This window comes from Amycolatopsis samaneae, assembly GCF_039541975.1.
GTDB classification, from domain to species: Bacteria; Actinomycetota; Actinomycetes; order Mycobacteriales; family Pseudonocardiaceae; genus Amycolatopsis; species Amycolatopsis samaneae.
Genome location: NZ_BAABHG010000016.1, coordinates 45,557 through 71,638, shown reverse-complemented (window position 1 = coordinate 71,638; position 26,082 = coordinate 45,557). Strand labels below are relative to the sequence as shown.

Annotated in this window: 25 protein-coding genes; 11 read left to right on the top strand and 14 right to left on the bottom strand. The window is 70.8% G+C overall.

Translation table 11 applies throughout. The features are described from left to right. Window positions 1–79: 79 nt before the first annotated feature. The 3 genes from ABD987_RS34875 to sigE all read right to left on the bottom strand — a co-directional run bounded on the left by ABD987_RS34875 (window position 80) and on the right by sigE (window position 3,027). A complete protein-coding gene (locus tag ABD987_RS34875; protein WP_378214136.1) occupies window positions 80–1,621 on the bottom strand; it encodes a S1C family serine protease in 1,542 nt (513 codons plus the stop codon). Window positions 1,622–1,720: 99 nt separating this feature from the next. After that, window positions 1,721–2,401 (bottom strand): anti-sigma factor family protein, encoded by a 681-nt coding sequence (locus ABD987_RS34870; RefSeq protein WP_345404217.1) that lies wholly within the window; start codon window positions 2,399–2,401, stop codon window positions 1,721–1,723. Continuing rightward, window positions 2,398–3,027 (bottom strand): RNA polymerase sigma factor SigE, encoded by a 630-nt coding sequence (gene sigE / locus ABD987_RS34865; RefSeq protein WP_345404213.1) that lies wholly within the window; start codon window positions 3,025–3,027, stop codon window positions 2,398–2,400. Before sigE ends, ABD987_RS34870 begins: the two co-directional genes overlap by 4 nt. 188 nt (window positions 3,028–3,215) lie before the next feature. On the opposite strand from sigE, the gene ABD987_RS34860 reads away from it, so the two are divergent. Together ABD987_RS34860 and ABD987_RS34855 are read left to right on the top strand one after the other, a co-directional pair. Continuing rightward, window positions 3,216–3,869 (top strand): O-methyltransferase, encoded by a 654-nt coding sequence (locus tag ABD987_RS34860; protein ID WP_345404210.1) that lies wholly within the window; start codon window positions 3,216–3,218, stop codon window positions 3,867–3,869. A 17-nt stretch (window positions 3,870–3,886) separates the two neighbouring features. Further along, the gene (locus tag ABD987_RS34855) at window positions 3,887–5,161 is read left to right on the top strand and encodes a pentapeptide repeat-containing protein (RefSeq protein WP_345404207.1); all 1,275 of its coding nucleotides are present in this window, start codon (window positions 3,887–3,889) and stop codon (window positions 5,159–5,161) included. Between the two features lie 56 nt (window positions 5,162–5,217). On the opposite strand, the gene ABD987_RS34850 is transcribed toward ABD987_RS34855, so the two are convergent. Continuing rightward, window positions 5,218–6,486 (bottom strand): MFS transporter, encoded by a 1,269-nt coding sequence (locus tag ABD987_RS34850; protein WP_345404204.1) that lies wholly within the window; start codon window positions 6,484–6,486, stop codon window positions 5,218–5,220. Window positions 6,487–6,548: 62 nt separating this feature from the next. On the opposite strand from ABD987_RS34850, the gene ABD987_RS34845 reads away from it, so the two are divergent. After that, the gene (locus ABD987_RS34845) at window positions 6,549–7,451 is read left to right on the top strand and encodes a LysR family transcriptional regulator (RefSeq protein ID WP_345404201.1); all 903 of its coding nucleotides are present in this window, start codon (window positions 6,549–6,551) and stop codon (window positions 7,449–7,451) included. A gap of 318 nt (window positions 7,452–7,769) precedes the next feature. Here ABD987_RS34845 and ABD987_RS34840 read toward each other — a convergent pair whose 3' ends face one another. Further along, window positions 7,770–9,236: a leucyl aminopeptidase family protein gene (locus tag ABD987_RS34840; RefSeq protein WP_345404198.1), complete on the bottom strand. Its 1,467-nt coding sequence runs from the start codon at window positions 9,234–9,236 to the stop codon at window positions 7,770–7,772. A gap of 88 nt (window positions 9,237–9,324) precedes the next feature. Next, window positions 9,325–9,492 (bottom strand): DUF3117 domain-containing protein, encoded by a 168-nt coding sequence (locus ABD987_RS34835; protein ID WP_005155393.1) that lies wholly within the window; start codon window positions 9,490–9,492, stop codon window positions 9,325–9,327. A gap of 192 nt (window positions 9,493–9,684) precedes the next feature. Between ABD987_RS34835 and ABD987_RS34830 the strand changes: the two genes are divergently transcribed. Beyond that, window positions 9,685–10,479 (top strand): enoyl-CoA hydratase-related protein, encoded by a 795-nt coding sequence (locus ABD987_RS34830; protein ID WP_345404195.1) that lies wholly within the window; start codon window positions 9,685–9,687, stop codon window positions 10,477–10,479. Between the two features lie 63 nt (window positions 10,480–10,542). Here the strand turns inward: ABD987_RS34830 and ABD987_RS34825 are convergent, their stop codons facing one another. The 5 genes from ABD987_RS34825 to ABD987_RS34805 are packed head-to-tail and all read right to left on the bottom strand — an operon-like array spanning window position 10,543 to window position 12,911. Beyond that, complete coding sequence (locus tag ABD987_RS34825) at window positions 10,543–11,124, bottom strand: DNA-3-methyladenine glycosylase I (RefSeq protein ID WP_345404192.1); 582 nt, start codon at window positions 11,122–11,124, stop codon at window positions 10,543–10,545. Continuing rightward, entirely contained in the window at window positions 11,121–11,576 is a 456-nt protein-coding gene (locus ABD987_RS34820) for an SRPBCC family protein (RefSeq protein ID WP_345404189.1), read from the bottom strand. Before ABD987_RS34820 ends, ABD987_RS34825 begins: the two co-directional genes overlap by 4 nt. Then, window positions 11,573–11,914 carry a DivIVA domain-containing protein gene (locus ABD987_RS34815; RefSeq protein ID WP_345404187.1) on the bottom strand — a complete coding sequence of 114 codons (342 nt, stop codon included), beginning with the start codon at window positions 11,912–11,914 and terminating at the stop codon, window positions 11,573–11,575. The genes ABD987_RS34820 and ABD987_RS34815 overlap by 4 nt, the downstream gene beginning before the upstream one ends. Beyond that, window positions 11,911–12,585, bottom strand: coding sequence for a permease prefix domain 1-containing protein (locus tag ABD987_RS34810; protein ID WP_345404615.1), 675 nt, complete (start codon window positions 12,583–12,585; stop codon window positions 11,911–11,913). The genes ABD987_RS34815 and ABD987_RS34810 overlap by 4 nt, the downstream gene beginning before the upstream one ends. Window positions 12,586–12,587: 2 nt before the next feature. Next, a complete protein-coding gene (locus tag ABD987_RS34805) occupies window positions 12,588–12,911 on the bottom strand; it encodes a helix-turn-helix transcriptional regulator (protein WP_345404184.1) in 324 nt (107 codons plus the stop codon). Window positions 12,912–13,051: 140 nt separating this feature from the next. Here ABD987_RS34805 and ABD987_RS34800 point away from each other — a divergent pair, with 140 nt between their 5' ends. The 4 genes from ABD987_RS34800 (at window position 13,052) to cydC (ending at window position 18,562) form a co-directional block, all read left to right on the top strand. Then, window positions 13,052–14,224 (top strand): cytochrome ubiquinol oxidase subunit I, encoded by a 1,173-nt coding sequence (locus ABD987_RS34800; protein ID WP_345404181.1) that lies wholly within the window; start codon window positions 13,052–13,054, stop codon window positions 14,222–14,224. A 3-nt stretch (window positions 14,225–14,227) separates the two neighbouring features. After that, entirely contained in the window at window positions 14,228–15,223 is a 996-nt protein-coding gene (gene cydB, locus ABD987_RS34795; protein ID WP_345404178.1) for a cytochrome d ubiquinol oxidase subunit II, read from the top strand. Between the two features lie 8 nt (window positions 15,224–15,231). Then, window positions 15,232–16,791: a thiol reductant ABC exporter subunit CydD gene (gene cydD / locus ABD987_RS34790; protein WP_345404175.1), complete on the top strand. Its 1,560-nt coding sequence runs from the start codon at window positions 15,232–15,234 to the stop codon at window positions 16,789–16,791. A gap of 76 nt (window positions 16,792–16,867) precedes the next feature. Further along, window positions 16,868–18,562 (top strand): thiol reductant ABC exporter subunit CydC, encoded by a 1,695-nt coding sequence (gene cydC, locus ABD987_RS34785; RefSeq protein ID WP_345404172.1) that lies wholly within the window; start codon window positions 16,868–16,870, stop codon window positions 18,560–18,562. Here the strand turns inward: cydC and ABD987_RS34780 are convergent. Continuing rightward, on the bottom strand, window positions 18,504–19,400 hold the full coding sequence (locus ABD987_RS34780) for a glucosyl-3-phosphoglycerate synthase (RefSeq protein ID WP_345404169.1): 897 nt from the start codon (window positions 19,398–19,400) through the stop codon (window positions 18,504–18,506). The genes cydC and ABD987_RS34780 overlap by 59 nt on opposite strands. 52 nt (window positions 19,401–19,452) lie before the next feature. On the opposite strand from ABD987_RS34780, the gene ABD987_RS34775 reads away from it, so the two are divergent. Beyond that, window positions 19,453–20,127: a lysophospholipid acyltransferase family protein gene (locus tag ABD987_RS34775; protein ID WP_345404612.1), complete on the top strand. Its 675-nt coding sequence runs from the start codon at window positions 19,453–19,455 to the stop codon at window positions 20,125–20,127. 117 nt (window positions 20,128–20,244) lie between these two features. Here the strand turns inward: ABD987_RS34775 and ABD987_RS34770 are convergent, their stop codons facing one another. Both ABD987_RS34770 and ABD987_RS34765 read right to left on the bottom strand, forming a co-directional pair. After that, a complete protein-coding gene (locus ABD987_RS34770) occupies window positions 20,245–20,814 on the bottom strand; it encodes an LOG family protein (RefSeq protein WP_345404609.1) in 570 nt (189 codons plus the stop codon). A gap of 8 nt (window positions 20,815–20,822) precedes the next feature. Beyond that, window positions 20,823–21,611 carry an LOG family protein gene (locus ABD987_RS34765; RefSeq protein WP_345404166.1) on the bottom strand — a complete coding sequence of 263 codons (789 nt, stop codon included), beginning with the start codon at window positions 21,609–21,611 and terminating at the stop codon, window positions 20,823–20,825. A 516-nt stretch (window positions 21,612–22,127) separates the two neighbouring features. Here ABD987_RS34765 and ABD987_RS34760 point away from each other — a divergent pair. Both ABD987_RS34760 and ABD987_RS34755 read left to right on the top strand, forming a co-directional pair. Then, on the top strand, window positions 22,128–24,386 hold the full coding sequence (locus ABD987_RS34760) for a M4 family metallopeptidase (protein ID WP_345404163.1): 2,259 nt from the start codon (window positions 22,128–22,130) through the stop codon (window positions 24,384–24,386). A 90-nt stretch (window positions 24,387–24,476) separates the two neighbouring features. Continuing rightward, a complete protein-coding gene (locus ABD987_RS34755; RefSeq protein WP_345404160.1) occupies window positions 24,477–26,075 on the top strand; it encodes a M28 family peptidase in 1,599 nt (532 codons plus the stop codon). Window positions 26,076–26,082 lie beyond the last annotated feature (7 nt).

Below are 26,082 nucleotides of genomic sequence, written 5' to 3'. Positions count from 1 at the left end.
AACCTCCGGCGTCGTGACTAACCCCGCTCAGCGTACCTGCGCGAAGCCCGGCTCCGGCACCCGCGAACGGAGTCCGATGTCAGTCCGAAGCCAGCGTCACATCGACGACGAGTGACGCCCCGTCACGCACGACCTGCACGGGTACGACCTCACCGACGTTGCGCCCGCGCACGGCGACGAGCAGTTCGGCGGAATCGCGGACCAGTTTGCCGCCGATCTTGGTGACGACGTCGCCTTCCTTGATGCCCGCGTTCGCCGCGGGCCCGCCCGGCGCCACGTTCTTGACCTGGGCGCCCATCGTCTTGGAGCCGGCCACGGTCGACGAGGCGTTGATGCCGATGTCCGCGTGGGCGACCTTGCCGTCCTTGATGAGTGTCTTGGCGATCTTGATCGCGTAGTCGCTCGGGATCGCGAACCCGATGCCGATGCTGCCGCCGTCCTGGCCCGACGAGCGGATCGCGGAGTTGATCCCGACCAGCGCGCCGGTGGCGTCGACGAGCGCGCCCCCGGAGTTGCCGTGGTTGATGGCGGCGTCGGTCTGGATCGCCTCGTAGGTGACCGGCGGCGCGCCGTTGTCACCGCCCGCGGTGATGGGGCGGTTCAGCGCGCTCACGATCCCGGAGGTCACCGAGTTCTGCAGCGCCAGCGGCGAACCGACGGCGAGCACCGTGTCCCCCACCTGCAGGTCGGCGGACTTGCCGATCTGCAACACCGTCGGGTTGGTCACGTTGACCTTCACCACGGCGAGGTCGGTCTTCTGGTCCGCGCCGACGACCTTGGCCTCGGTGCGGGTGCCGTCGATGAATACGGCGGTGATCTTGACGGCCTGGTCCGAGACCGCCGAGGAGATCACGTGCTCGTTGGTCAGCACGTAGCCCTGCGGGTCGATCACGACCCCGGAGCCCTCTTCGCCGGAGTTGCCGCCGGGCTTGAAGACCTCCAGCGAGACGACCGCCGGCGAGACGCGCTTGGCGATGTTCGCGACCGAACCGGCGGGCCGCTCCTTCGCCGCCTCGGCCTCGGAGATCGTCGCCGTGCCGGTGAGCTCGTTCCCGGTGTCCGCGACCCACCAGCCGACCAGTCCACCGACCGCGCCGACCAGCAGCGCGACCACGCCCAGCAGTGCCAGTGCCTTCGGCTGGACACGCCTGCCGAACAGCACCTCGGGCAGGCTCAGCAGCGCTCCCGCGGGGCGGGCCCCTGGTTTTTTCTCCGCTTCGGCCTGCTCCGCGGGACCGGCGAGGACGGCGCCCGAGGCGGGGTCGCGCCACGGATCGGAGGTTTCCGTCCACAGCGGCGCTCCGGGGCCCTGATCGGTGCCCGCGGTTGCCTCACGGGGCCGCTCCAGGAGTACGCCTTCGGCACCCGGCGGTCGCCGGAACGCCTCGGCCAGTGATTCCGGGGTCGGCGGGGCCAGGTTCAGCGGTGGCGCCGTCCGGCCGTTGGTGGTGCCCGGCGTGTAGAGCTTGTCGAAGGCGCCTTCGACGCCGTGCGGCCTGCCGAAGGTGGCCGCCTGTGCCGGATCGACGGCCGGACGGTCCAGCGGGCGTGGGCCCAGACGATCCTCGCCAGCCGTGCCGGACTGGGGCGGGTGCGCGTTCGGCTGCTGCTCGGTCATCATTCCCCGGGGCTCAGGATCGGTGGCTGGGCGTGACGATACCCAAGCCTCGGGCACCGAGTCTGCCGAAACGGCAGTGAAATGCCTGTCAGCGCCTCACCGTCAGCGAGCCGCCGCGGGTACGTGCACGACGCCACCGACCGGGGCCACCGAGGTCGGAGCCGGGGTGGGCAGCTGTGTCGACGACGGGGGCACCGCCATCCGCGCGGGCAGCAGGTTGGCGTTCTGCGGAGCCTTGATCGCCGGGTCGGTGTTCTCGTGCCTGCTGTCGGCGGACGTCGCGACCAGGGCGAGCGCGCTCAGCACGAGCCCGGAGACGACCACACCGGCGCCCTGCGCGGCCCGGCGCCGCGCGCCGCCGAAGCGGCCGCCGCCCAGGACGTTCGGGGACTGGCCCAGCGGTGCCGCGGACCCGATCGGCGCCGTCCCGCCGAGCACGCCGGTGTCCCGCAGCCCGGCCACGCGGTCGGGACGCTGGATGGCGACGAGCTGACCATCGGCCGTGACGGCCAGGTTGTCCGGGCTGCTGGGCAGCTCGGTCTGCTCCGGGATCGCCCGCAGGCTGGCCAGGAACCCGGCCGACATCGAGGGTTCCCCGGCGCGCTTGACCGCGGCCACGACCTGACGCTGTGCCGTCACATCCGCCGCGCAGCTCGCGCACCGCGCGATGTGGGCGGCCGCCCTGTCCATCGCGCCGAGCGACAGCTCACCGTCGACGAACGCGACCACGGCGTCCGGTAGGAGATGGGACTCGGGTAGCCCCCAGCCTCGCGGTGCGGTCATACCGATACCTTCGCAGACTCGGCGGCGGCCGCGCGGCGACGCTCCAGCGACGCGCGCAGCGCCTGGCGGCCACGGTGGATCCGGCTGCGCACAGTGCCCAGCTTGACACCCAGCGTCGCGCCGATCTCCTCGTACGACAGGCCCTCGACGTCACACAACACGACCGCGGCGCGGAACTCCGGCGGCAGCTCGTCGAGCGCGGCCTGCAGGTCCGGGTCGAGGTGGGTGTTCGAGTACACCTGCTCCGGGCTCGGGTCGTCGCCGACGATCCGGTCGGTGTCCTCGGGCAGCCCCTCCATGCGCACCCGCGAGCGGCGGCGCGCCATGTCGAGGAAGAGGTTCGTGGTGATGCGGTGCAGCCAGCCCTCGAAGGTCCCCGGCTTGTACGAGGCCAGCGACCGGAAGACCCGGATGAAGGTCTCCTGGGTGAGGTCCTCGGCGTCGTGGGTGTTACCGGTGAGCCGGTACGCGAGCCGGTAGACGCGGTCGGCGTGTTCGCGCACGACCTCGTCCCAGGACGGGGGCGTCCAGGCCGCCTCCCCCTGGTCCGGCGAACCGACAGTGACCGGCTTGACCTCCGGCATGTCCGAAACGGCGTTCTGCATCGGCGGAGCAGGCACCTCCATCAGCGTGTCTCCCAACTACTCCACCCAACGCGGGCCATCGGCACGGTGTTCCCGTATCTACGAGACTGAGTCTGTCGTGTCTCCTTATGGTTCTAGTGAGACGAGACTGAGAACTATCTGAGAAGTCGGCAATCGGCCAACCAGGGAGTCTGCGCTGATTTATCGACAAGCAACGCTAACCTCCCTGCGTGAACTCCGGGACGCATGCGGCCTCGGCGACCGGTCCCGCCGAGGCCGAGTACGTCGACGGGTACCTGCCCGATGACGAGGTACTGACCTCCGCGCGGGCGCGCGCGGAGGAGCTCGGCTGCGAGACGCTGAGCCCGGCCGCGGGCGCGACCTTGGGTTTCCTGGCCGCGACCCTGTGCGCGAAGGCCGTGGTGGAGGTCGGCACCGGCACCGGGGTGAGCGGCCTCTACCTGCTCCGCGGGATGGCCGCGGACGGCGTGCTGACCTCGATCGACATCGAGCCCGAGTACCAGCGCGCCGCCCGGAAGACGTTCATCGAGGCCGGGCGGCCGCCGGGACGCACCCGGCTGATCATCGGCCGCGCGCTCGACGTCCTGTCCCGGCTGACCCCCGGCGGCTACGACCTGGTGTTCGTGGACGCCGCGCGGATGGAGTACCCGGGCTACTACGAAAAGGGCGTCGCGCTGCTGCGGCGGGGTGGGATCATCGCGTTCCACAACGTGCTTGCGGACGGGCGCATGTTCGACCCGTCACGACGGGACGCGGAGACGATGGGACTGCGCGAGGTCGCGCGGGCGATCCGGGAGGACGAGCGGCTGGTGCCCGCGCTGCTCCCGGTCGGCGGCGGACTGCTGGTCGCCGCCGCCTGCTGAGCCGGAGGCTGGACGGTATGGCGCGAATGCCCGGACTGGGGCGGTGGTGGCGTGGCCGCCGGGGCACGTGGTGGTGGGCGATCGTCGTGATCGTCGTCCCGGTCGCGGTCGTGGCGGGCACGGCGGTGACGCTGTTGCTGAGCTTTGTCGACGCGGGTGATCCGAAGAACCAGATCGAGTTGATCCGGACCGGGCTGACCGTCGGTGCCGGGACCGGTGGCGTGGTGGCGCTGGTGCTGGCCGGGCGGCGGCAGTGGTCCACCGAGCACGACGCCGCCGAGCGTCGGATGACCGAGCTGTATGTGAAGGCGGTCGAGCAGCTCGGGTCGGACAAGGCCGCGGTCCGGCACGGCGGGTTGTATGCGCTGGAACGGGTGGCGCAGGACAATCCCGACCACCGGCAAACCGTCGTCAACGTCCTGTGCGCTTATCTCCGCGCGCCCTTCACCCCGCCCGGTGAGCCACGCCCACGCCAACGACGTGGCATCCGCCGTCCCCTTGCTCCGGCGTCGTGCTCTGCGATGGCGCAGGTGGGTCAGCCCGAAGAGCTCACCGTGGCCGAACTCGACGACGAAGCCCGGCAGGAGCGCGAAGTCCGGCTCACCGCACAACGCATCCTCGCCGCCCATCTCCAGCCCGGCGAAGATCCCGGCCATCCGGTCGCCACGTTCTGGGCCGACATCGACCTCGACCTCACCGGCGCCACCCTCATCGACTTCAACCTCAGCGGCACTCGACTCCGGGCAGTGACCTGCACCACCGCCCACTTCATCGGTGACGCCTGGTTCGACGGAGCGAGCTTCCTCGGAGACGCCCTGTTCGACGAAGCCGGTTTCACCGGTGACGCCCTGTTCAGCCGAACAGGCTTCGCCAAAGCCACCCGGTTCAACCGGGCAGGCTTCGCCAAGGAAGTCTCGTTCAACCGAGCGACATTCGTGGGTGACGCGTCCTTCAACAGGGCGACCTTCGCCGAAGAAGCCTGGTTCAACAGAACAATTTTCCGCGAGGACGCCTCGTTCAACCGAGCGGCCTTCACCAAGGATGCCTGGTTCACCAGGACGATCTTCAGCGAGGACGCCTGGTTCAGCGGGACCGGCTTCACCAAGGCCGTGTGGTTCACGAGGGCGACGTTCCTCAAGGAGGCCCTGTTCGGCGGAGCGGACTTCCGCGGGGACACCCTGTTCGACGATGTCACCTTCCACCGGCCCCCGGACTTCGGCGGGGCGGGTTTCGAGCGAACTGTGCCCGAACCGCTCCGAACGCAGATGACCACTCAACACACGCAGACCTGACACACCGAAAGGCGGCGATCTTTGGTCACGCCTTTGGCCTGCCAATTATCAGCGCGCTAACGAACGCTAGCGAAGGTCCCCTGCTCTCGTTTCGCCGTCGCGCGCGAGGTCCGGGTGGCTCCAAACGCGACCGCGAGCACCGCCAGCAGCAGCCAGATCGCGACCGCGCCGATCAGCCACGACCAGCCCGCGTGCCCGTAGACGTACCCGCCGATCGCGCCGCCGACGCTGCTGCCCAGGTAGTACGACAGCGTGTACAGCCCGGACACCTGCCCGCGCGAGCCGTCGGGAGCTTCGGCCGCCGCCCAGCCGTTCGCGACGGCGTGCGCGGAGAAGAACGCGGCCGTCAGGATCACGAATCCCAGCACGACCAGCGGCAGCGAGTCCGGCAGGGTGAGCGCGGCACCGGCGAGGGTCAGCAGCAGCGAGCCGATCAGCGCGCGCGTCCGGCCGACGCGGGCGACCAGGCGGCCGGCGGCGGCCGAGGACACCGAGCCCATCGCGTAGGCCAGGAACACCAGCGACGCGATCGCGGGCGAGAGGTCCAGCGGCTCGCCGGTCAGCCGGAACCCGGCCGCGTTGTACAACGCCACGAACGAGCCCATCGCGAGCAGCGCGACCGCGTACTGCGCGAGCAGCACGGGACGCCGCACCGCCGTCGCGAGTCCCGAAGCCACCTGCCGCAGCTGATCCCCCAGGCCGCGCGAAGCGAGAGCAAAGGTCCCCTGCTCCCGCCGGGCCGAGCGAGGCAGGGTGACCACGGTGACGGCCGAGCACAGCAGGCTGACCGCGGCCACGACGTACATCGCGCCGCGCCAGCCCAGTGCGTCGGCGGTGAAACCGCTGCCGAGCCTGCCGAGCATGCCGCCGACGGTGTTCCCGGCGATCATCGCGCCGACCGCGGCCGCCACGCCCGCCTTGCCGAGCCGTTCGGCCAGGTAGGCGGCCGCGACGCCGGGAAAGCCCGCGATCGCCACTCCCTGCAGGGCCCGCACGGCCAGCAACGCCGGGTACGACGGCGCCAGCGGCACCAGCAGGCCGAAGACCACCGAAAGGATCACCGAGCCGAGGATCATCGGGCGACGGCCGACCACCTCGGACAACACCGCGATCGGCAGCACGGCGATCGCCAGCGCGCCGGTCGCGACGCTCACCGCGAGCGACGCGCTCCCCGGGTCGAGGTGGTACTCGGCGGCGAGCTGCGGCAGCACCGGTTGGGGTGCGTAGAGCAGGGCGAACGAGGAGATCCCCGCCGCGGCGACGGCGATCTTGACGCGCCGGGACGTCTTGGCGGAGGGCACTTCGGAAGGTACTGCGGTGGTCACTCCCGGAAAGTAAGCCCGGCTAATCAATACGTCCAATACGTCCATCAGCCATAATCCATACGGTGGAGCATGAAAGCCTGACCGCCCAGCTCGCGCCGCAGCTGCTCCTGCTGAGCACGCTCCGGAAGACGAGGAACATCACACGCGCGGCGGAGCTGCTCGGCGTCCCGCAGCCGACGATCAGCAGACGCGTCGCCGCGCTCGGCGAGTCGCTGGGCACCCCGCTGACCGTCCCCGACGGACGGGGGATCCGGCTCACCCGCGCCGCCGAACTGCTCGCCGAGGCCGCCGAACGCGCGCTGGCCGACGTCGAGTCGGGGGCGCGGCGGGCCCGGGAGGAGATCGACCCCGAAACCGGGCACGTCGTCCTCGGGTTCCTGCACCTGATGGGCCGGTCGATCGTGCCCACCATGCTGCGCGACCACCGGGCCCGGCACCCGCGCGTCCGGTTCACCCTGGTCCAGGGTTCCCGGCAGGACATGCTCGACCGGCTCACCGCGGGCGAACTCGACCTCGCCCTGCTCGCCCCGCTGCCCGACGACCCGGCACTGACCGCGGTCCCGCTCGCCGACCAGGAGATCCTGCTGACGGTCCCCGCCACACACCGGCTCGCCGCGCGGTCGAGCGTGCGGATGGCGGAGCTGGCCGACGAGCAGTTCGTGCTGCTCGAACACGGCTACGGCCTGCGCCGCATGACCGACGAACTGAGCGCGGCCGCCGGGTTCAGCCCGCGGATCGCGTTCGAGGGCCAGGAATCCGACACCGTCCGCGGGCTGGTCGCCGCCGGGCTTGGCGTCGCGCTGCTGCCCCGCTTCGAACCGGGCACGCCCGCCGGGGTCGCGGAGGTACCGCTCGTCCCGCCGGTGACCAGGACCGTCGGGCTCGCCTGGCGGGCCCACGAGCAGCTATCGCCCGCCGTCCTCGGCTTCCGCGACCATCTCCTGACCCGCACTCCCCTGCTCTGACCTGCGGGTTCGCCTCAAAACGAGAGCAAAGGTCCCTTACTCCCGCGAGCCAGGCCGTGCCGGTCCTTGCCTCTGTGCCGGTCCGTGAAGGACTCCTTCACAGCGCTCAACGCCGGTAAGGAGGCCTTCACGGCACATCGGACGGGACCGCGCCGCCTTCCGGCGACACGGCGAGTCCGAAACGTCGCGAACGGCCCGTTCGGGACACTCAACGTCGCGAACGGGCCGTTCGCGACGTCCTGAGCACCCCTACCGGACAGAGTACGGGTGGGGGCCGACGGAAAAGGGGCGTCACGAAGGAGGGTGGCGGGGTGGGGGTCAGGCGTAGGAGGCGACGAGTTCGACCAGGGTGCGGGCGGCGAAGCCGGTGGCGCCGGGGACGACGTCGTCGTAGGTCCGGTCCGCCCGCGCGGGGCCCGCGATGTCCAGGTGTGCCCACGGCAGGCCCGCGGTGAACTCCCGCAGGAACAGCGCCGCGGTGATCCCGCCGGGGCCGCGCGGCGCCTGGCGCACGTCGCCCAGCTCGCCGCGGACCAGCTCGGCGTAGTCCTCGGTCAGCGGCATCCGCCACCACGCCTCGCCCACGCGCGCGCCGGCCTCGACGACCCGCGAGGCCAGCTCGTCGGACGACGAGAACAGACCACCGGTGCGCAGGCCGAGCGACACCTTCATCGCGCCGGTCAGCGTCGCGACGTCGACCACGGCGTCCGGCTTGAAACGTTTGATCCCGTACGCCAGCGCGTCGGCCAGCACCATCCGCCCCTCGGCGTCGGTGTTGCCGACCTCGGTCGTCTTGCCGCCGTAGTGCCGCACGATGTCGCCCGGCCGGTACGCCGAGCCCGACACGTGGTTCTCCGCCGCGGGCACCAGCGCGGTCACCCGCACCGGGAGACGCCGGGCCGCGATCGCCCGCACCGCGGCGATCACCGCGCCGCCCCCGGCCATGTCGGTCCGCATCAGGTGCATCCCGTCCGCGGGCTTGATCGACAAGCCGCCGGTGTCGAACGTGATGCCCTTCCCGACCAGCAGCAGATGCGCCGACGCGCCGCGGGGCCGGTACTCCAGCTCGATCAGCCGCGGCGGGCTCGCCGAACCGCCGCCGACCGCGAGAACACCGCCGAAACCCTGCTCAGCGAGCCACTTCTCGTCACGGACCACCGCCGTGACGCCCTGCTCCGCGCCGGCGACCTTGGCCGCGGTCCCGGCCAGCCAGGCCGGGTTCTTCACGTTCGACGGCGTGTTCGCCAGATCCCTCGCGAGCGCCGTCGCGGCAGCGAGGTCACGGACCCGCCCGACCAGCTCCGTGTACGCCGGGACGGCCCGTTCGTGCCGGGTCAGGACGCGGAAGGACCGCACCGACGGCTTCGGCTCCTCGGCCGTGACGGCGAAGCGGTAACCGCCGAGCAACAGGCCCGTGGCAAGCGCTTCCACGTGCTCGCCGGCGGTGTCCTCGGGCAGCTCGACCTGCACCGCGCGAAACGCCTTGCCGCCGCTGTCGACGTCCTCGGCCAGCGCGGCGTCGACCGTGCGCGCCAGCGCGGCGCCCGCCTTCCGGTACTGCTTCGGCTCCCCGTCGCCCACCCCGGCGACCCAGCGGGGGCCGCCACCGGGCACCTCCCGCACCTCACCGGCCTTGCCGGTCACCCGCAGACCACCGAACTCGGGGGCGGCGTCCTCCTCCCCCGGCGCCGCGATCAGCAGTGCCACCGGGGCACCGCGCCGTGCACCGTCCGAGACCTCGATCTCGGGCAGCCTGGTCGGAACAGGGGGTAGCGGGTTACGCACAGTGAGCGACCTCCGGGTGCAGAGGAACCACGACCCCGGCCTCCGTGGGAGACCGGGGTACGTCGGACGGACGGAATTCGGGGCGGATCTAGCCAGTGACCTCCTGCAATGCGGCGCCGAGGTCCTTCGCTTCCTCCGCGGAGAGTTCGACGACGAGGCGCCCACCACCCTCGAGCGGTACGCGCATCACGAGGCCCCGCCCCTCCTTAGTCACTTCGAGGGGACCATCTCCGGTCCGGGGCTTCATGGCCGCCATAGCGTGCTCCCTCCGTCTCAACCGGCGCGCCCGGGTCGCGCTCGTGAAAGCCAGCCGGGTCAGGTGTCCATTGTCCCTCATCAGCGGGCGGGCGCGAACGCGGACCGATCTTTTGCGGGCAGTATCGGTGCTGGTATGCCGCCCGCCGGGCTGAAAGACTCCCACTGACCGCTTTCGCCGAAGGAGTTTTTCGTGACCACATCCGAGGTTCTGCTGACCGCCGACGCCGACGGCGTGCGGACCCTGACCCTGAACCGGCCGCAGGCGTACAACTCGCTGACCGTCGAGCTCAAGGAGACCCTCCTCGCCGCCCTGCGCGAGGCCGCCGCCGACGACGCCGTCCGCGCCGTCGTGCTCACCGGCTCGGGCAAGGCGTTCTGCGCCGGACAGGACCTGAAGGAGCACGTCGGGCTGCTCCAAGCGGGCGACCCCGCCCCGCTACGGACGGTGAAGGACCACTACAACCCGATCGTCCGCGCGATCGTCGACATGCCGAAGCCGGTCATCGCCGCGGTCAACGGCACCGCGGCCGGGGCGGGCGCCGCGTTCGCCTACGCCGCGGACCTGCGCGTCGCCGCCGCCTCGTCCTCGTTCCTGATGGCCTTCGCCAACGTCGGCCTCGGTCCGGACTCGGGCGCGTCGTGGACGTTGCAGCGGCTCATCGGCTACGGCCGCGCCGCCGAACTGATGCTGCTCGGCCGCACGGTCGACGCCGCCGAGGCGCTGAGCCTCGGACTGGTCGGCGAGGTCGTCCCCGACGACGAACTCGCCGCGCGCGCCCACGCCGTCGCCGCGAAGCTCGCCGCCGGGCCGACCGTGGCCTACGCGAAGATCAAGAGCGTCCTGACCGTCGCCGCCGAGTCCACACTGGACGAAGCGCTCGCCGCCGAGGACGCCGCGCAGGGCGCGCTCGGCTCCACCGCCGACCACAGCGAGGCCGTCGAAGCCTTCGTCACCAAGCGCAAACCGAACTTCCAGGGCAAATAGCCGACGGTCCGTGGGGGCCTCCTTGAGGGACTCTAGGTCCCTCAAGGAGGCCCCCACGGACCTTCAGGAAGCTCGGAAGCAGCCCTTGACGTGGTCATCGACCATGCCGGTGGCCTGCATCAACGCGTAACAGGTCGTCGGGCCGAGGAACGCGAAGCCGCGCTTCTTCAGCTCCTTGGCCATCGCCTTCGACTCGTCGGTGATCGCCGGGACCTCCGCCATCGTCTTCGGCCGACGGCGCTCCGCACGGGGAGCGGGCGCGAACGACCACAGCAGATCGTCCAGCGGCTCGTCCAGCGCGGCGATCGCCCGCGCGTTCGTGATCGCGGCCTGGATCTTCGCGCGGTTCCGCACGATCGACGCGTCCTGCATCAGCCGCTCGACGTCGGCCTCCCCGAACCGGGCCACCGCCGACGGCTTGAACCGCTTGAACGCCTTCCGGAACGCCTCCCGCTTGCGCAGGATCGTGATCCACGACAGGCCCGACTGGAACGATTCGAGGCACAGCCGCTCGTACAGCGCGTCCCGCCCGCGCACCGGCACACCCCACTCGGTGTCGTGGTACTCGGCGTAGTCCGGCGCCGAGTTCCCCCACGTGCACCGCGCGACACCGTCGGACCCCACCAGCGATTCCCGCGCGTTCATCGACCCCCCACCGAATAGTCCTCCGCGAACCGCGCGAACCGGCGCAGCGACTGCCGCACCCCCAGCGCGAAAGCCGGGCGCACCGCCGGCCAGCCCAGCCGCCCCAGCGGCCCGAACGGCAGCCGCAGGTGTTCGGCCCAGACGAACGTCGACCGGTTCGCGCCCTTCGCGACCACCTGGAACGCCCCGGTGCCCTGCACCAGCGACCCCAGATGCCGCACCGAACACCGTACCGGCGGCTCCCAGCCGATGATCTCCATGGTGTCGGTGAAGCCGATCCCGGCGATCCCGGTGAACGCCGCCAGCTTCGACCCGACACTGCGGCCGTTGCCCTCGACGACCTCGACACGCGTGCCCAGCATCCACTCGCCCTGGCGGGCCCAGTCGGTCAGCGCGAGCCAGGTGGTGCCCGCGGACGCGCCGACCTCGACCGACAGCACCAGGTCGGTCACTGGGCGCCTTCGGAGGAGGAAGCCGTCGTGGCCGAAGACGCCGCCGCCTCCCGCTCGGCCTCCAGCCGCGCCACCCGCTCCCGCAACTCGTCCAGCTCCGCGCCGACCCTGCGCATCACCCAGTCCACTTCGGACATCTTGTATCCGCGCAGTACCAGCTGAAAGCGCACGTCCGAGACGTCGGCGCCGGTGATGTCCTCGGCGGGCAGCCGGGTCGGCGAGCTGCCCGGCGGCAGCGGCGCCAGCTCCTCACCCCGCCCGAACACCACGGCGGCGAGCAGGAACACCACGGCGGCCACCAGCAGCATGACTACGAGGTAGATCAGCGCGGTCGTCACGCGACGATCGTGGCACATCCGCCCCAGGAACGTCGCGCGAGCACGACAAGACGCACGCTCAGCACCACCCAGGCCACCATCAGCAACCCGCACGGCACGGTCAGGAACAGCCTGCCGGCGTCGACCAGACCGGTCGCGAAGATCAGCAACGCGACCGAAAGCATGTTGAACTCGACGGCCACCACGATCAACCGCGCCGACAGGCGCACCAGCCTGCTGCCGTCCATCTTCCGGGAATGCCACCGCATCCCGGCCAGCACGCCCAGCCCGAGCACCGGCACGACGAACACCGCGCCGTGCGTGAAGTGGGTGACGAAGCCGTACCAGGACGGGGTCGGCGTGGTCAGCCTCGTCCAGTCCCCGAAGGTCAGTATCCGCGCCATGTCCCAGGCCAGCTGCATGAGCGGGACGCCGATGATGAGCTGCCACAGCGTGCGGATCCCCACCTGCATCCCCAGCTCGGCCTGGTACTCGCGGGCCACGACCGGCACCGGGCCGAACTCGCGCACCGCCCGGTGCTCCGCGGCCGCGGCGTCCCAGCCGCCCTCGCGGTAGGCCTCGGCGGCGTCGTGCAGCCCGTCCCGCGCCTCGGCCAGCAGATCCGCCTTCGCCGAGGCCGGCCCGGACAACGTCCGGTCCAGCTCCGTGAGATACCCCTCGATCGCGTTCACGCTCACGCGCCGCCTCCCAGCACTCCCCCGATGACCGTCGTGAACTCACGCCATTCGGCGCGTTCGGCGGCCAGCGCCTGCTGCCCGGAGCGAGTGAGGCGGTAGGTGCGGCGCTTGCGGCCGGACACGACGTCCCACTCACTGGCGAGATACCCGGCCCGCTCCAGCCGCCGCAACGCCGGGTACACGGTGCCCGTGGGCAGGTCGAGCGCGCCGTCGCTGCGCAGCTGCAGCGCCTCGATGATCGCGTACCCGTGCAGCTTCCGGCCGTCGAGCACGGCCAGCAGCAGTGCGTCGAGATGCCCGCGCAAGCTATCCGCCTTCATACCTAGGCAGTCTACTCATACCAACCCCGACAGCGTATTCGTCACGCACCCCTGGCACACCAGGGAAAATCCCCCATCTCGACCCTGGATCATGCATTTGCCCGCTACATGTAGCCGTACTACGTATATAGTCCGGCGACATGGACGCACTCCCGATCGCGAGACTCCAGTTCGCGACGACGACCTCCTTCCACTTCCTGTTCGTACTGCTCACCCTGGGCCTGGTGACCCTGGTCGCGCTCATGCAGACCTGGGCGAGCATCAGCGGGAAGCCCGAACTGCTTCGCATGACCCGCTTCTGGGGAAAGCTCTATGTGATCAACTACGCACTCGGTATCGCGACCGGGATCGTCATGGAATTCCAGTTCGGACTGACCTGGACCGGGCTTTCCCGGGTCGCGGGAGACGTCTTCGGCGCACCACTCGCGATCGAGACACTGGTCGCGTTCTTCGCCGAATCGACTTTCCTCGGGCTGTGGATCTTCGGCTGGGGACGGCTGCCGAAGTGGCTGCACCTGACGATGATCTGGCTGGTCACGCTCACCGCGTACGCCTCGGCGCTGTTCATCATGGTGGCCAACTCGTTCCTGCAGAACCCGGTCGGCACGCGCGCGGAGAACGGCGTGCTGCGGCTGACGGACTTCGGCGCACTGCTGACCAACCCCGCGCTCACCGCGTCACTGCCACATGTGCTTTCGGCGGCGCTGCTCACCGGCGGGTTCTTCGTCGTCGGTGTCAGCGCGTACCACTTCCGCAAGCGCACGGCCGAGGTCGAGTTCTTCCGCCGCTCGATGCGGATCGGCGTGGTGACCTCGTTCGTCGGCAGCCTGCTCACCATCGGCGCCGGGTTCGGCCAGTTCCCCGCGCTGGCCGGGTACCAGCCGGACAAGATGACCAGTGGAAACCCGGCGGTGGGCGTCCCACTGGCCTTCATGATCGACATCGGGTTCGTCGCGCTCCTGTGCTCGGGCATCGGCCTGGTGCTGCTCTACCGCGACTGGTTCGCGAAGTCCCGCCTCGTGCTGGGCCTGATGACCCACGGCATCATGCTGCCGTTCGTCGCCGCGATCCTCGGCTGGCTGGTACGGGAGATCGGCAGGCAGCCGTGGCTGGTCTACGGGAAGCTCCGCACCGCCGACGCCGTCGCCGGGATCCCCGCCGGTCAGATCCTGTTCTCCTTCATCGCCTTCACGCTCCTGTTCGCCGCGCTGGCGATCGCCGACTGGGTCCTGATGTCCCGGGTCGCGCGCCGCGGGCCGGAGCGCGACGAAGAACCCGCCGTCCCGCAGCCGACCGTCCTCAGTGGAGTGTGAATCGTGGTGACCTTCTGGTGGTGCCTGTTCGGCCTGCTGACCTGCGGCTACTTCGCGCTGGCAGGCTACGACTACGGCGTCGGCATGCTGCTGCGCGGCTTCGGCGGCGACGAGCCGAGGAGACGCCGGGTGCTCGGCGCGCTCGGCCCCTTCTTCCTGGCCAACGAGGTGTGGCTGATCGCGGCCGTCGGCGTCCTGTTCGGCGCCTTCCCGCATCTGGAGGAAAGCCTTTTCTCCGGTGCATACGTCCTCGTCGTGACCCTCCTTTTGGGACTGGTCACGTTCACCGCGTCGGTCCAGCTCCGCTCGCGGCGCCCGGACGCGCGGCGCGGCGCGTGGACGACCGGGATCGTCGCCGGCGCGGCACTGACCGCGGTGTCCTGGGGACTGTTCCTCGGCAACCTCGTCCTCGGGCTTCCGCTGGACGCCGACGGCGGGCCGACCGGTGACCTGCTCGCCCTCTTCCACCCGTACGCGCTGGTGTGGGGACTCGGCTTCGTCGCGCTGTTCTGCCTGCAGGGCGCGGTGTTCCTGACCGTGCGCGGCCCGGCCGAGCTCACCGGGCGGGCGCGGCGGCTCGCGACGGCGTTCCTCGCGCCGGTGCTGGCGTTCCTGGTCATCGCGACCGTCTGGGGTGCCTTCACCGTCGAAGGCACCTCGCGCTTCGCGTTCGTCGCGCCGCTGATCGCGCTCGTGGCGTTCGCGAGCACAGCGCTGGCGCTGCGCTTCCGGCGGCATCGTATGGCGTTGCTCGGCGCAATGACGTTGTCCGCCATGCCCGCGATCGCCGTCGGCACGCTCCGGCTCCCGGCCGTCCTGACGTCCTCCGTGGACTCCGGCTACGCGCTCACCGTCGAGGCGGCGGCCACCGCGCCGGAGACGTTCACGCTGCTCACCGCCGTCGGACCGGCCGCCGTCGTGCTGCTGCTCGTGGTGCAGTGGCTGACCTGGCGGGCCCACCGCGGCCCGGTCGACGACCGTTCGCTGCTGCACTTCTAGGAGTCGCGATGCCCCCGGTCCCCGGCCTGCGCCGGTATCTGATCGCCTTGACCTGCCTCGGTTTTCTCACCGCCGCCGTGATCCTCGTGCAGGCCGAGGGCCTGGCCGCGCTGCTCACCGGCGGCGGCGTCGGCGTCCCGCTCGTCGCCGCGTTCGCCGCGCGGGTCCTGCTCGCCGGTGGGCAGGGCGCGTTCACCGGCCGGTTCACCGCGTCGGTCAAGGCCGGGCTGCGCCGCCGCCTGCTCGGCTCGGAGACCGAGCGGGCCGGCGTGGTCGCGACCCAGGTCACCAAGGGCGTCGACGCCGTCGAGGCTTACCTGACCGGGTATCTCCCGGCGCTGGTGACCTCGGTGCTGGTGCCGGTCGCGGTGCTCGTCCGGCTGTTCACCACCGACCTGGCCTCGGCGCTCGTCGTGACCGCGACCGTGCCGCTCGTCCCGGTGTTCGCCGCGCTGATCGGCCTGCACACCAAGGCCAGCACCGCGCGGCAGTGGGGCCTGCTTTCCCGGCTGGGCGGCCATTTCCTCGACGTCGTCCGCGGTCTCGGGACGCTGAAGACGTTCGGCAGGGCGGGCGCGCAGGAACGGGCCGTCCGGGAGATGGCGGACGCGCACACCGACGCGACCCTGCGGACGCTGCGGGTGGCGTTCCTGTCCGCGCTCGTGCTCGAACTCGTCGCGACGTTGTCGGTGGCGCTGGTGGCCGTGCCGATCGGGTTCCGGCTCCTGGAGGGCGGGATGACCGCGCACACGGCCATGCTCGTGCTGATCCTCGCGCCCGAGGCCTACCTGCCGCTGCGGGCGGCCGGGGCGAAGTTCCACGCCGCCGCCGAAGGGCTCGCCGCACTCCGCGAAGCCCTCGCCGTGCCGGTTCCCGCGCCGCGGACCGGCACGCGGACCCGGCGCCGTGGCGCGCCCGAACTCGTCCTCGACCGGGTCAGTGTCCACTACGGAGACCACTGTGCACTGTCTGAAGTGGACCTCACGATCCGCCCCGGCGAACACGTCGCGGTGCTCGGGCCCAGCGGATCGGGGAAAAGCACGTTGCTGGCGGTGCTGCTCGGGTTCGTCACTCCGACGAGCGGGCGGGTCCTCGCCGACGGCGTCGACCTGCGCGAACTGGACCACGACGACTGGCTGGCCGACCTCGCCTGGGTCCCGCAGCGGCCGACGTTGTTCCGGGGCAGTGTCGAGGAGAACATCGCGCTCGGCAAATCCGCCGACATCGCCGCGGCGGCGAAGGCGGCGGCGCTGGACCGGGTCGTCGCGGACCTGCCCGAGGGATACCGGACGCGGATCGGTGAGCTGGGCGAAGGACTCTCGGCCGGGCAACGGCAACGCGTCGGGCTCGCCCGCGCGCTGGCGCGGACCGGGGCCGGTCTGCTGCTGCTCGACGAGCCCACCGCGCGGCTCGACCAGCGGACGGAGGCCGCCGTGCTGAGCGCGACCCGCCGGATGCTGCCCGGCCGGACCGCCGTGCTGGTCGCCCACCGGCCCGCCATGACGGAACTCGCCTCGCGTGTCGTCGAGGTCAGTGCGGGCCGGATACGTGAACGGGAGCTGACATGAGCGACGCTTGCGAGCGAATCATCGATATCATGCGCCAAGAGGAATCGAGCACTGTCTCGCGAAGCGAGGCGATCGCATGATCGACCTTCGTATGTCCAGAAAGGACATTTTTCGGCTCGCCCGCGCGGGTCTCGTGGCGGCGGGCGCCGAACTGGCCGGGCTCGGCCTGCTGGCGACCGCGGCGTGGCTGCTGCTGCGGGCCGCCGAACGGCCACCGCTGGAAGCGCTTACCGTCGCGATCGTCACCGTCCGCGTGCTGGCGCTGGCACGCGGCGGCCTGCGCTACGCCGAACGCCTGACCGGGCACGCGGTCGTCCTGCGCCACCTCGGCGAGATACGGGCCCGCGTGTACCGGGCGCTGGTCCCGCACCGGGACAGCCGCTACTCCGGCGGCGATCTGGTGACGCGTCTGGTGTCCGATGTGGACACCCTGCAGGACGGGCTGCTGCGGTGCGTGCTGCCCGCCGCGGTCGCGGCGCTCGTCGGCCTGACCGTGACAACGGCGGTCGCCACGGCGAGCATCGGCGCGGCATTCGCACTGGCCACCGGACTGATCGTGGCCGGGATTCTGGTGCCGTGGCTGACGATCCGGGTCACCGCCCGCGCCGCGAAGGCCGTCGCTCCGGCCCGCGCGGAACTGGCCGAACGTGCCGTCGAAGTGGTCACCGGCCGCCGGGAACTGATCGCGAGCGGCGCCTATCGATCCACAGTGGACACCGCGAACGAGGTGATCGGCGAGCTGGCCGCACGTGACCGGAGCACCTCGTCCCGGCTCGGCCTGCTGACCGCGTTCGGCGTGCTCGTCCAGCTGGTGACGACGGGGGCGGTGTTCGCGCTGAGTGACGTCTCGGCGCCGGTCACCGCGGCACTGACGCTGGGCACGCTGATGACGTTCGAGGTGGTCCTGCCGCTGATCGACGCCGCGCGGCGCTGGCCGGAGGTGCGCGCGTCCGCCGCCAGGGTCCGCGAGGTGCTCACCGCCCCGGCGCCCCGGCCCGGCACGGTCGCGCCGGGTGCCGGGCACTTCCGGCTGCGCGATGCCGGGGTCCGGCGTCCTGGCCGGGCCCCGGCGCTGGCCGGGATCGACCTCGACCTGCCGCCGGGCAGGCGGGTCGGCGTGCTCGGCCCGAGCGGTTCGGGGAAGACGACGCTGCTGCGGCTGCTGCTCGGCGCCGTCGAACCGACGTCGGGCCGGGTCACCATGGACGGGCGCGCGCTGGCCGCGTACGACCCGGTGCGGCTGCCGTCGGTGATCTCGGGCGCGCTCGCGGACGCGCACGTGTTCCACGCGACCGTGCGGGAGAACCTGCTGCTGGCCAGGCCCGGAGCCACCGACGACGAACTGCGGGCGGCGTGCGAGGTGGCCGGGTTCGACCTCGGACTGGACCGCTCTACCGGCGCGGACGGCGAAGAGCTGTCGGGCGGGCAGCGTCAGCGGCTGGTGCTGGCGCGCGCCGTGCTCGCGGCGCCGCCGGTGCTCGTGCTGGACGAGCCGGTCGAGGGCCTCGATACCGCGCACGGCGACGAAGTCCTCTCGCGGGTGCTGGCCGCCGCGCGCGGGACGGTCGTGCTGGTCACCCACCGGCCCGAGCACGTCGCGGGCTTCGACGAGGTCCTCCACCTCGACTCGGGCCACGTGGTGGGTCGTTCCGTGAATGCCACATTGACGGACTCTGAGTCCCTCAATGTGGCATTCACGGACCACCAGGACATCAGCGGCGGGCCAGGACCTCGCGCATCGGCGGGCGGTCGACGAGCGGGATCTCGGTGACGTCCGGCAGCCACTCGCCCGCGACCTGCACGAACTGGGTGAACTCGCCTTCGCCGGGCGGGACGCCGCAGCGTTCGAGGGCCGTGCCGAGGATCTGCCGCGCCATCACGCCGAGCTGCAGCAACGAGCGGTTCCGGTGCTTGCGGACACCGAGGTTGACCTGCGCGAGCCCGTCCAGCCCGTACCGCGCCTCGGCGTCGAGCAGCAGCCCGATCTCCACGCCGTACCCGGCGGCGAACGGCACCGACTCCAGGAACTCCCGCGTGCCCGCGTACTCGCCGCCGAGCGGCTGCACGAGCCCGGACAACGCCGGGCGCAGCGCCGAAAGCACCGGACGCGCCAGCAGCTCGGTCACCCGCCCGCCGCCGGTGCTCTCCAGCCGCAGCGGACGCCGGTAGAAGCCCTTGACCAGGTGAACGCCGGTTTCGGTGAGCAGCGGGCCGAGCAGCGCGGGCACGAACCCCGGGTCCGGATCGACCAGATCCGAGTCGAGGAACACGACGAGGTCCCCGCTCGTCGCGGCCAGTGAGCGCCACAGCACCTCGCCTTTGCCCGGCCGCGGTGTCAGCTCGGGCAGGACGTCCTCGCGGCGCACCACCCGCGCGCCCGCCGCGGCGGCGACGTCGGCGGTCGCGTCCGTCGAGCCCGAGTCGAGGACCACCAGCTCGTCCACGACGGTCCCGAGCAGCGGCCGGACGGACTCGACGACGGCGCCGACGGTCTCCTCCTCGTCCAGCGCCGGGAGCACGACCGAAACCGTCCGGTCACCCTTCGCGACCAGGATGTCCTCCGGGGTCCACGCCGGGTTCTGCCAGGTATGCCGCTCGAACCAACTCACGAGTAGCGATCGTGCCATGCTGGAGTCCGTCACCAGTCCTGTGGAGGGAATCTTGCTGCCGCTGCTCGTCCGTTTCGTGCTGGGCCCGCTGGTCCGCGCGATCTACCGCCCCAGGATCACCGGGGCGGGCAACATCCCGGCGACGGGGCCGGTGATCCTGGCCGCCAACCACCGCGCCGCGCTCGACACCGGCGTGATCACCTTCGCCTCACCCCGGCAGGTCAAGTTCCTCGGCAAGGCGGAGTACTTCACCGGGAAGGGGCTCAAGGGCAGGCTGATGGCCGGGTTCCTCGGCGGCCTCGGCTACGTGCCGGTGGAGCGCGGCAACGCGCAGGCCGGGCTCGCCGCGCTCGGCGCCGCCCGCACGGTGCTCGACGCCGACGGCGTGTTCGCCATCTACCCGGAGGGCACCCGCTCGCTCGACGGGAAGCTGCACCGCGGGCACACCGGTGTCGCCGCGCTGGCGCTGGCCACCGGCGCGAAGGTCGTCCCGGTGGCGCTCACCGGCACCGAGCACCTCCAGCCGGCGGGAAAGCGCATCCCCCGGCGGGCGAAGATCGGCATCACCTTCGGCGAACCGCTCGACTTCTCCCGCTACGAGGGCCAGGACTCGTCGTCGCCGATCCGGCGCTCGGTGACCGACGAGATCATGTACGCGATCCTCGAACTCTCGGGCCAGGAATACGTGGACAAATACCACAAACGCCCCGATCAGGACGCCGCCTGACCCGACGCGCCCAAACGCCCCAATGTGGCGTTCGCTGCGTCCAACGCACCCAATGTGGCGTTCGGTGCGTCCAACGCACCCAATGCCACATTGGGGCGCTCGTCCGCCGGAGAACCGCTACTGGGCCCACTTGGGTTTCGACGGGGCCTGGTAGGAGGCGAAGCGGTCCAGCAGCACGGCCGGATCGGGGTCGATGGCGAGCAGGTCCCGGAAGCCCTCCCGCAGGAAGCCCTCGGTGACCATGTGGTCGGCGAAACCGACCAGCGGCGCGTAGTAGCCCGCCACGTCGACCAGCCCGATCGGCTTCTCGTGCAGGCCCAGCTGCGCCCAGGTCCAGACCTCGAACAGCTCCTCCAGCGTGCCGGCACCGCCGGGCAGCGCGAGGAAGCCGTCCGACAGCTCCGCCATCTTCGCCTTGCGCTCGTGCATGTCCGCGACGACATGCAGCTCGGGAAGCCCTTCGTGGGTGATCTCGACCTTGCGAAGCGCCTCCGGGATGACGCCGATCACCTCGCCGCCCGCCGCCAGCGCCGCGTCCGCCACGACACCCATCGTGCCGACGCTCGCGCCGCCGTAGACCAGCCCGATGCCGCGCTGGGCGAGCAGCTTCCCCAGCGCGGCGGCGGCCTCGGCGTACACCGGGGAGCCACCCATCGCGGAACCGCAGAACACGCACACCCGACGCATCCCCGCCATCAGTGGGTGTCCTCCCATGCCTGGTACGACTCCTGCACAACCCGCACGGCGTCGTCGATGTCGTCGGTGACGTGCAGCAGGTCGAGGTCCTTCTCGCTGATCTTGCCCTCGGCGAGCAGGGTTTTGGCGATCCAGTCGTAGAGCCCGCCCCAGTAGTCGCTGCCGAAGAGCACCACCGGGAACTTCGTGACCTTCTTCGTCTGCACCAGCGTCAGCGCCTCGAACAGCTCGTCGAGCGTGCCGAACCCGCCGGGCAAGCAGATGAAGGCCTGCGAATACTTGATGAACATGGTCTTGCGGGCGAAGAAGTAGCGGAAGTTGACGCCGAGGTCGACCCACGGGTTCAGGCCCTGCTCGAACGGCAGCTCGATGCCCAGCCCCACGGAGAACCCGCCCGCCTCGGCCGCGCCCCGGTTGACCGCCTCCATCGCGCCGGGGCCGCCGCCGGTGATCACCGCGAACCCGGCGTCCGCCAGCGCCCCGCCGATCTTGCGGCCCAGCTCGTACTCGGGGTGCTCGCGCTTCGTCCGCGCCGAGCCGAACACCGTGACCGCGCGCGGGACCTCGGCCAGCGCGCCGAAGCCCTCGACGAACTCGGCCTGGATACGCAGCACGCGCCAGGGGTCGGTGTGCACCCAGTCGCTCGGCCCCCGCGCGTCGAGCAACCGCTGATCGGTGGTACCGCCGGGCTGGTCACGACGCTCGCGGCGCAGGACCACCGGGCCCTTGTGCCGCTCCGGCGGACGCTCGGGGTACTGGCCGTCCGGGAATTCAGACTGTTCACTCACCCTGTCAAGACTACGGTGTCACGTCCAGTGAGAACGCCAGCGTCACCGCGCCGGACCGGGCCGATGACCCGGGCGTTACCGGGCCGTGAACGCGATTAATCCGCGATCTTCCCCGAGTCCACAATGGATCCGCCGCGCCCGTCTCGCGGCGCCGTCTACCGTCCACCCCGGACCGCGCCACCCCGCTGGTACACCCGGCCGCTGGCCGAGACGATCGGCTCGTTTGCCGCAAAATCCTACGAAAGTCGGGTTTGCTCCCGTGGCACGCGAAAACCCTTGGCATTCAAGGGTTTGCATACGTTGATGTGTTGTCGCGCGCCGGACTGCTAGACCATCCGGCGCATTGACGGTCCAGGTGACGAATTCTTTACTCAGGGTGCCCGAAGGCACCGCATCCTTTCCCCGGTGGTGCCGGCGGGCGCGTTTCCATCCACCCCCGTGAATCCGTTGCCCGGCCGATGTTCCCGCGTTCCACGCTGCCCGGGCGAGATCTCCATGAAGGAGAAAGGGTTGTCCATGACAGTTCAGCGAGGGCTCCGAACAGGGTTGGCGGCCGCCGCCGGTCTCGCCCTGACTTTCGCGCTCCCGGTGCTCCCGGCCACCGCGGCATCCGCCGCGCAGCCGTCGAACCCCGAGGCCGCCGCGGTGAACGCGGCCGATCTCGCCGCCGCGAACGGTGTCGACCAGCTGCGCAAGGGCGCCGACGAGGCGTTCAGCCGGGTCGGGGTCACCCAGGGTGACGCCGGGCTGTTCTACAGCTCCTACGAGCGGTCCTACCGCGGCCTGCGGGTCGTCGGCGGGGACGCGGTGGTCGTCGCCGACGGGAACGGACGGGTCCGCGGCACCTCCGCCGCGGACAGCGCGCCGATCACCGTCGGCACGAAGGCGTCGCTCGACTCCGCGAAGGCCGCGTCGATCGCCCGCGCTCAACTGCCCACTGTGGACAGTGTAAGCGCTCCCAGTCTCGTGGTACTGGCCGGAAACGCGCCGAAGCTGGCGTACGAGGTCGTGGTGGCAGGCAAGAACGCGGCCACGCCGAGCAAGCTGCACGTGTTCGTGGACGCCGCCACCGGCGCCGTGCTCGACCAGCGCGACGACGTCAAGGCGGACGCGCCGCGCGCGACGGCGGAGCAGCGCGGGCAGGCGCCTTCGGCGCCGCTGGCCGCGGGGAACAGCTACTACGTCGGCAACGTCACCATCGACACCACGGGTTCCGGCGGCAGCTACTCCATGCGCGACCCCAACCGCAGCGGGATCAGCTGCGGCCGCGAAGGCGGCTCGGTGTTCACCGGCACGGACGACAACTGGGGCAACGGGTCGGGCACCGACCTGGAGACCGGCTGCGTCGACACGCTGTATTCCGTGCAGCAGGAATGGAACATGCTGCGCGACTGGCTGGGCCGCAACGGCGTCGACGGCAACGGGCGCGGCTTCCCCGCCTCGGTCGGGCTCAGTGACGTCAACGCGTACTGGGACGGCTCGTCGACCCACTTCGGGCACTCGCAGGACAACCGGCGCCAGGCCACCTCGATGGACGTCGTCGGGCACGAGTTCGGGCACGGCGTCTTCCAGTTCACCCCCGGCGGCGCCGGTTCGGGCAACGAGAACGGCGGGCTGAACGAGTCCACCGGTGACATCTTCGGCGCGCTCACCGAGCACTACGCCAACAACCCCAAGGACACCCCGGACTACGAGGTCGGCGAGGGCGTGAACCTGGTCGGCCAGGGCCCGATCCGCTACATGTACGACCCGTCGAAGGTCGGCGACCCGAAGTGCTACTCCTCGTCGATCCCGAACACCGAGGTGCACGCCGCGGCCGGGCCGCAGAACCACTGGTTCTACCTGCTCGCCGAGGGCAGCAACCCCGGTGGCGGCAAGCCGTCCAGCCCGACCTGCAACAGCAGCTCGGTCACCGGCATCGGCATCCAGAAGGCGGGCAAGATCTTCTACAACGGCCTGCTGAAGAAGACCTCGTCCTGGAACCACAAGGCCGCCCGCAAGGCGACGCTGGAGGCCGCGGTCGCGCTGTTCCCCGGCAGCTGCACCGAGTACGACACGGTCAAGGCCGCGTGGAACGCCGTCAGCGTCCCTGCCGTCTCCGGTGAGCCGACCTGCACCAGCCAGACGAACGACTACTCGCTCTCGCTGAGCCCCTCGTCCGGCACCGTCCAACCCGGACAGTCGGCGACGGTGAAGGTGAACACCGCCATCACCACGGGTTCGGCGCAGACCGTCACGCTGACCGCGTCCGGCCTGCCCGCCGGTGCCACCGCGAAGTTCGAGCCCGCTTCGCTGCAGTCGGGCGGCTCCTCGACGCTGACCATCACCACGTCGGCGAGCACCCCGAACGGCACCAGCCAGATCACCGTCACCGCGGACGGCGCGAACGCCGACCACACCGCGCAGTACACGCTGACCGTCGGCACGTCCAACGTCCGGACGTTCACCAACAACACCAGCTACCCGATCAACGACCTCGCCACCGTGTCGAGCCCGATCACCTCGACCGCCTCCGACGCGGCGGTGTCCCCGGTGAAGGTGACGGTCACCGGGACGCACACCTGTTCCGAAGACCTCCGGATCAGCCTCACCGGCCCCAGCGGGAAGAGCTACCCGCTGAAGTCCGAGAGCGCGGGCAGCTGCACCTCCTTGGGTACCAAGGACTTCTCGGTCCCGGTCACCTCGGAGAACGCCGGTGGCAAGTGGACGCTCGTGATCTACGACGCCTACTACTACGACACCGGCAAGCTCGACAGCTGGTCCATCACGGTCTAGTTCCGTAGTTGGTCCGTGGGGGCCTCCTTGAGGGACCTGAGGTCCCTCAAGGAGGCCCCCACGGACCGTCCCTCCCCGAAGGAGCAACGCATGAACTGGAAGCGGAAGGCGGGCGCGGCGTTCGCCGGGCTGGCGCTCGCGCTGGGGATCGCCGCCGTCCCGGCACAGGCGGCCACCGCCACCGGCACGGCCTTCGCCCCGCCGGACATCTCGCTCGCGAACATCAAGGCACACCTGAACCAGCTGCAGACGATCGCGCAGCAGAACGGCGGGAACCGCGCGGCGGGCGGCGGGTACAACGCCTCGGTGTCCTATGTGGAGCAGAAGCTGAAGGCCGCCGGATTCACCACGACCCGGCAGACCTGCACGAGCTGTGCCGGGCAGTCGCAGAACCTGATCGCGGAATGGCCGAAGGGCGACGCGAACCAGGTGCTCATGCTGGGCGCGCACCTCGACAGCGTGAGCGCGGGTCCCGGCATCAACGACAACGGCTCCGGCAGCGCGTCGATCCTGGAGACCGCGCTGACCCTGGCCAAGACGAACCCGGAGATGACCAAGCGCGTCCGCTTCGCCTGGTGGGCCGACGAGGAGTCCGGGCTGCGCGGCTCGCGGTTCTACGTCAACAACCTCCCCTCGGCGGAACGGTCGAAGATCAAGACCTATCTGAACTTCGACATGATCGGGTCGAAGAACTGGGGTTACTTCGTCTATGACGATGTCGCCTCGATCAAGGCGGTCTTCGACGAGTACTTCGCCTCGATCGGCATCCAGACCGAGGGTGACACCGAGGGCGACGGGCGGTCCGACCACGCGTCGTTCAAGAGCGCGGGCATCCCGGTCGGCGGGCTCGCCACCGGCGCCGGCGACATCAAGAGTTCCGCGCAGGCGCAGAAGTGGGGAGGCTCCGCCGGGCAGCCGTTCGACAACTGCTACCACCGCGCGTGCGACACGACCTCGAACATCCCGGACACGCCGCTGGAGAAGAACAGCGACGCCATCGGGTACGCGGTCTGGAAGCTCGCCGTGTCCGCCACGCAGAAGAACGACTACTCGCTCAGCCTGAGCTCCGCTTCCGGGACCGTCCAACCCGGACAGTCCACTCAGGTCACGGTGAACACGGCGATCACGTCCGGCTCGGCACAGCAGGTCCAGCTGAGCGCGTCCGGCCTGCCCACCGGTGCCACCGCGACGTTCAGCCCGGCGACCATCTCCTCGGGCGGGACCTCGACGCTGACCATCGCCGCCGGGGCGAACACGCCGACCGGCACCTACCCGCTCACGGTGAGCGGGCACGGGCCCGACGCGGACCGCACGGCGCAGTACTCGCTGACCGTCGGCACGTCGAGCGCGCGGACGTTCACCAACGGAACCGAGTACCCGATCAACGACCTCGCCACCGTGTCGAGCCCGATCACCTCGACCGCGACCGACGCGGCGGTCTCCCCGGTGAAGGTCTCCGTCACCGGGACGCACACCTGTTCCGAAGACCTCCGGATCAGCCTCACCGGCCCCAGCGGCAAGTCCTACCCGCTCAAGACCGAGAGCGCCGGTAGCTGCTCTCCCCTCGGTACCAGGGACTTCTCCGTCCCGGTCACCTCGGAGAACGCCAGCGGCACCTGGACCCTCGTGGTCTACGACGCCTACTACTACGACACCGGCAAGCTGAGCAGTTGGTCGATCACCGTCTGAGGCACCG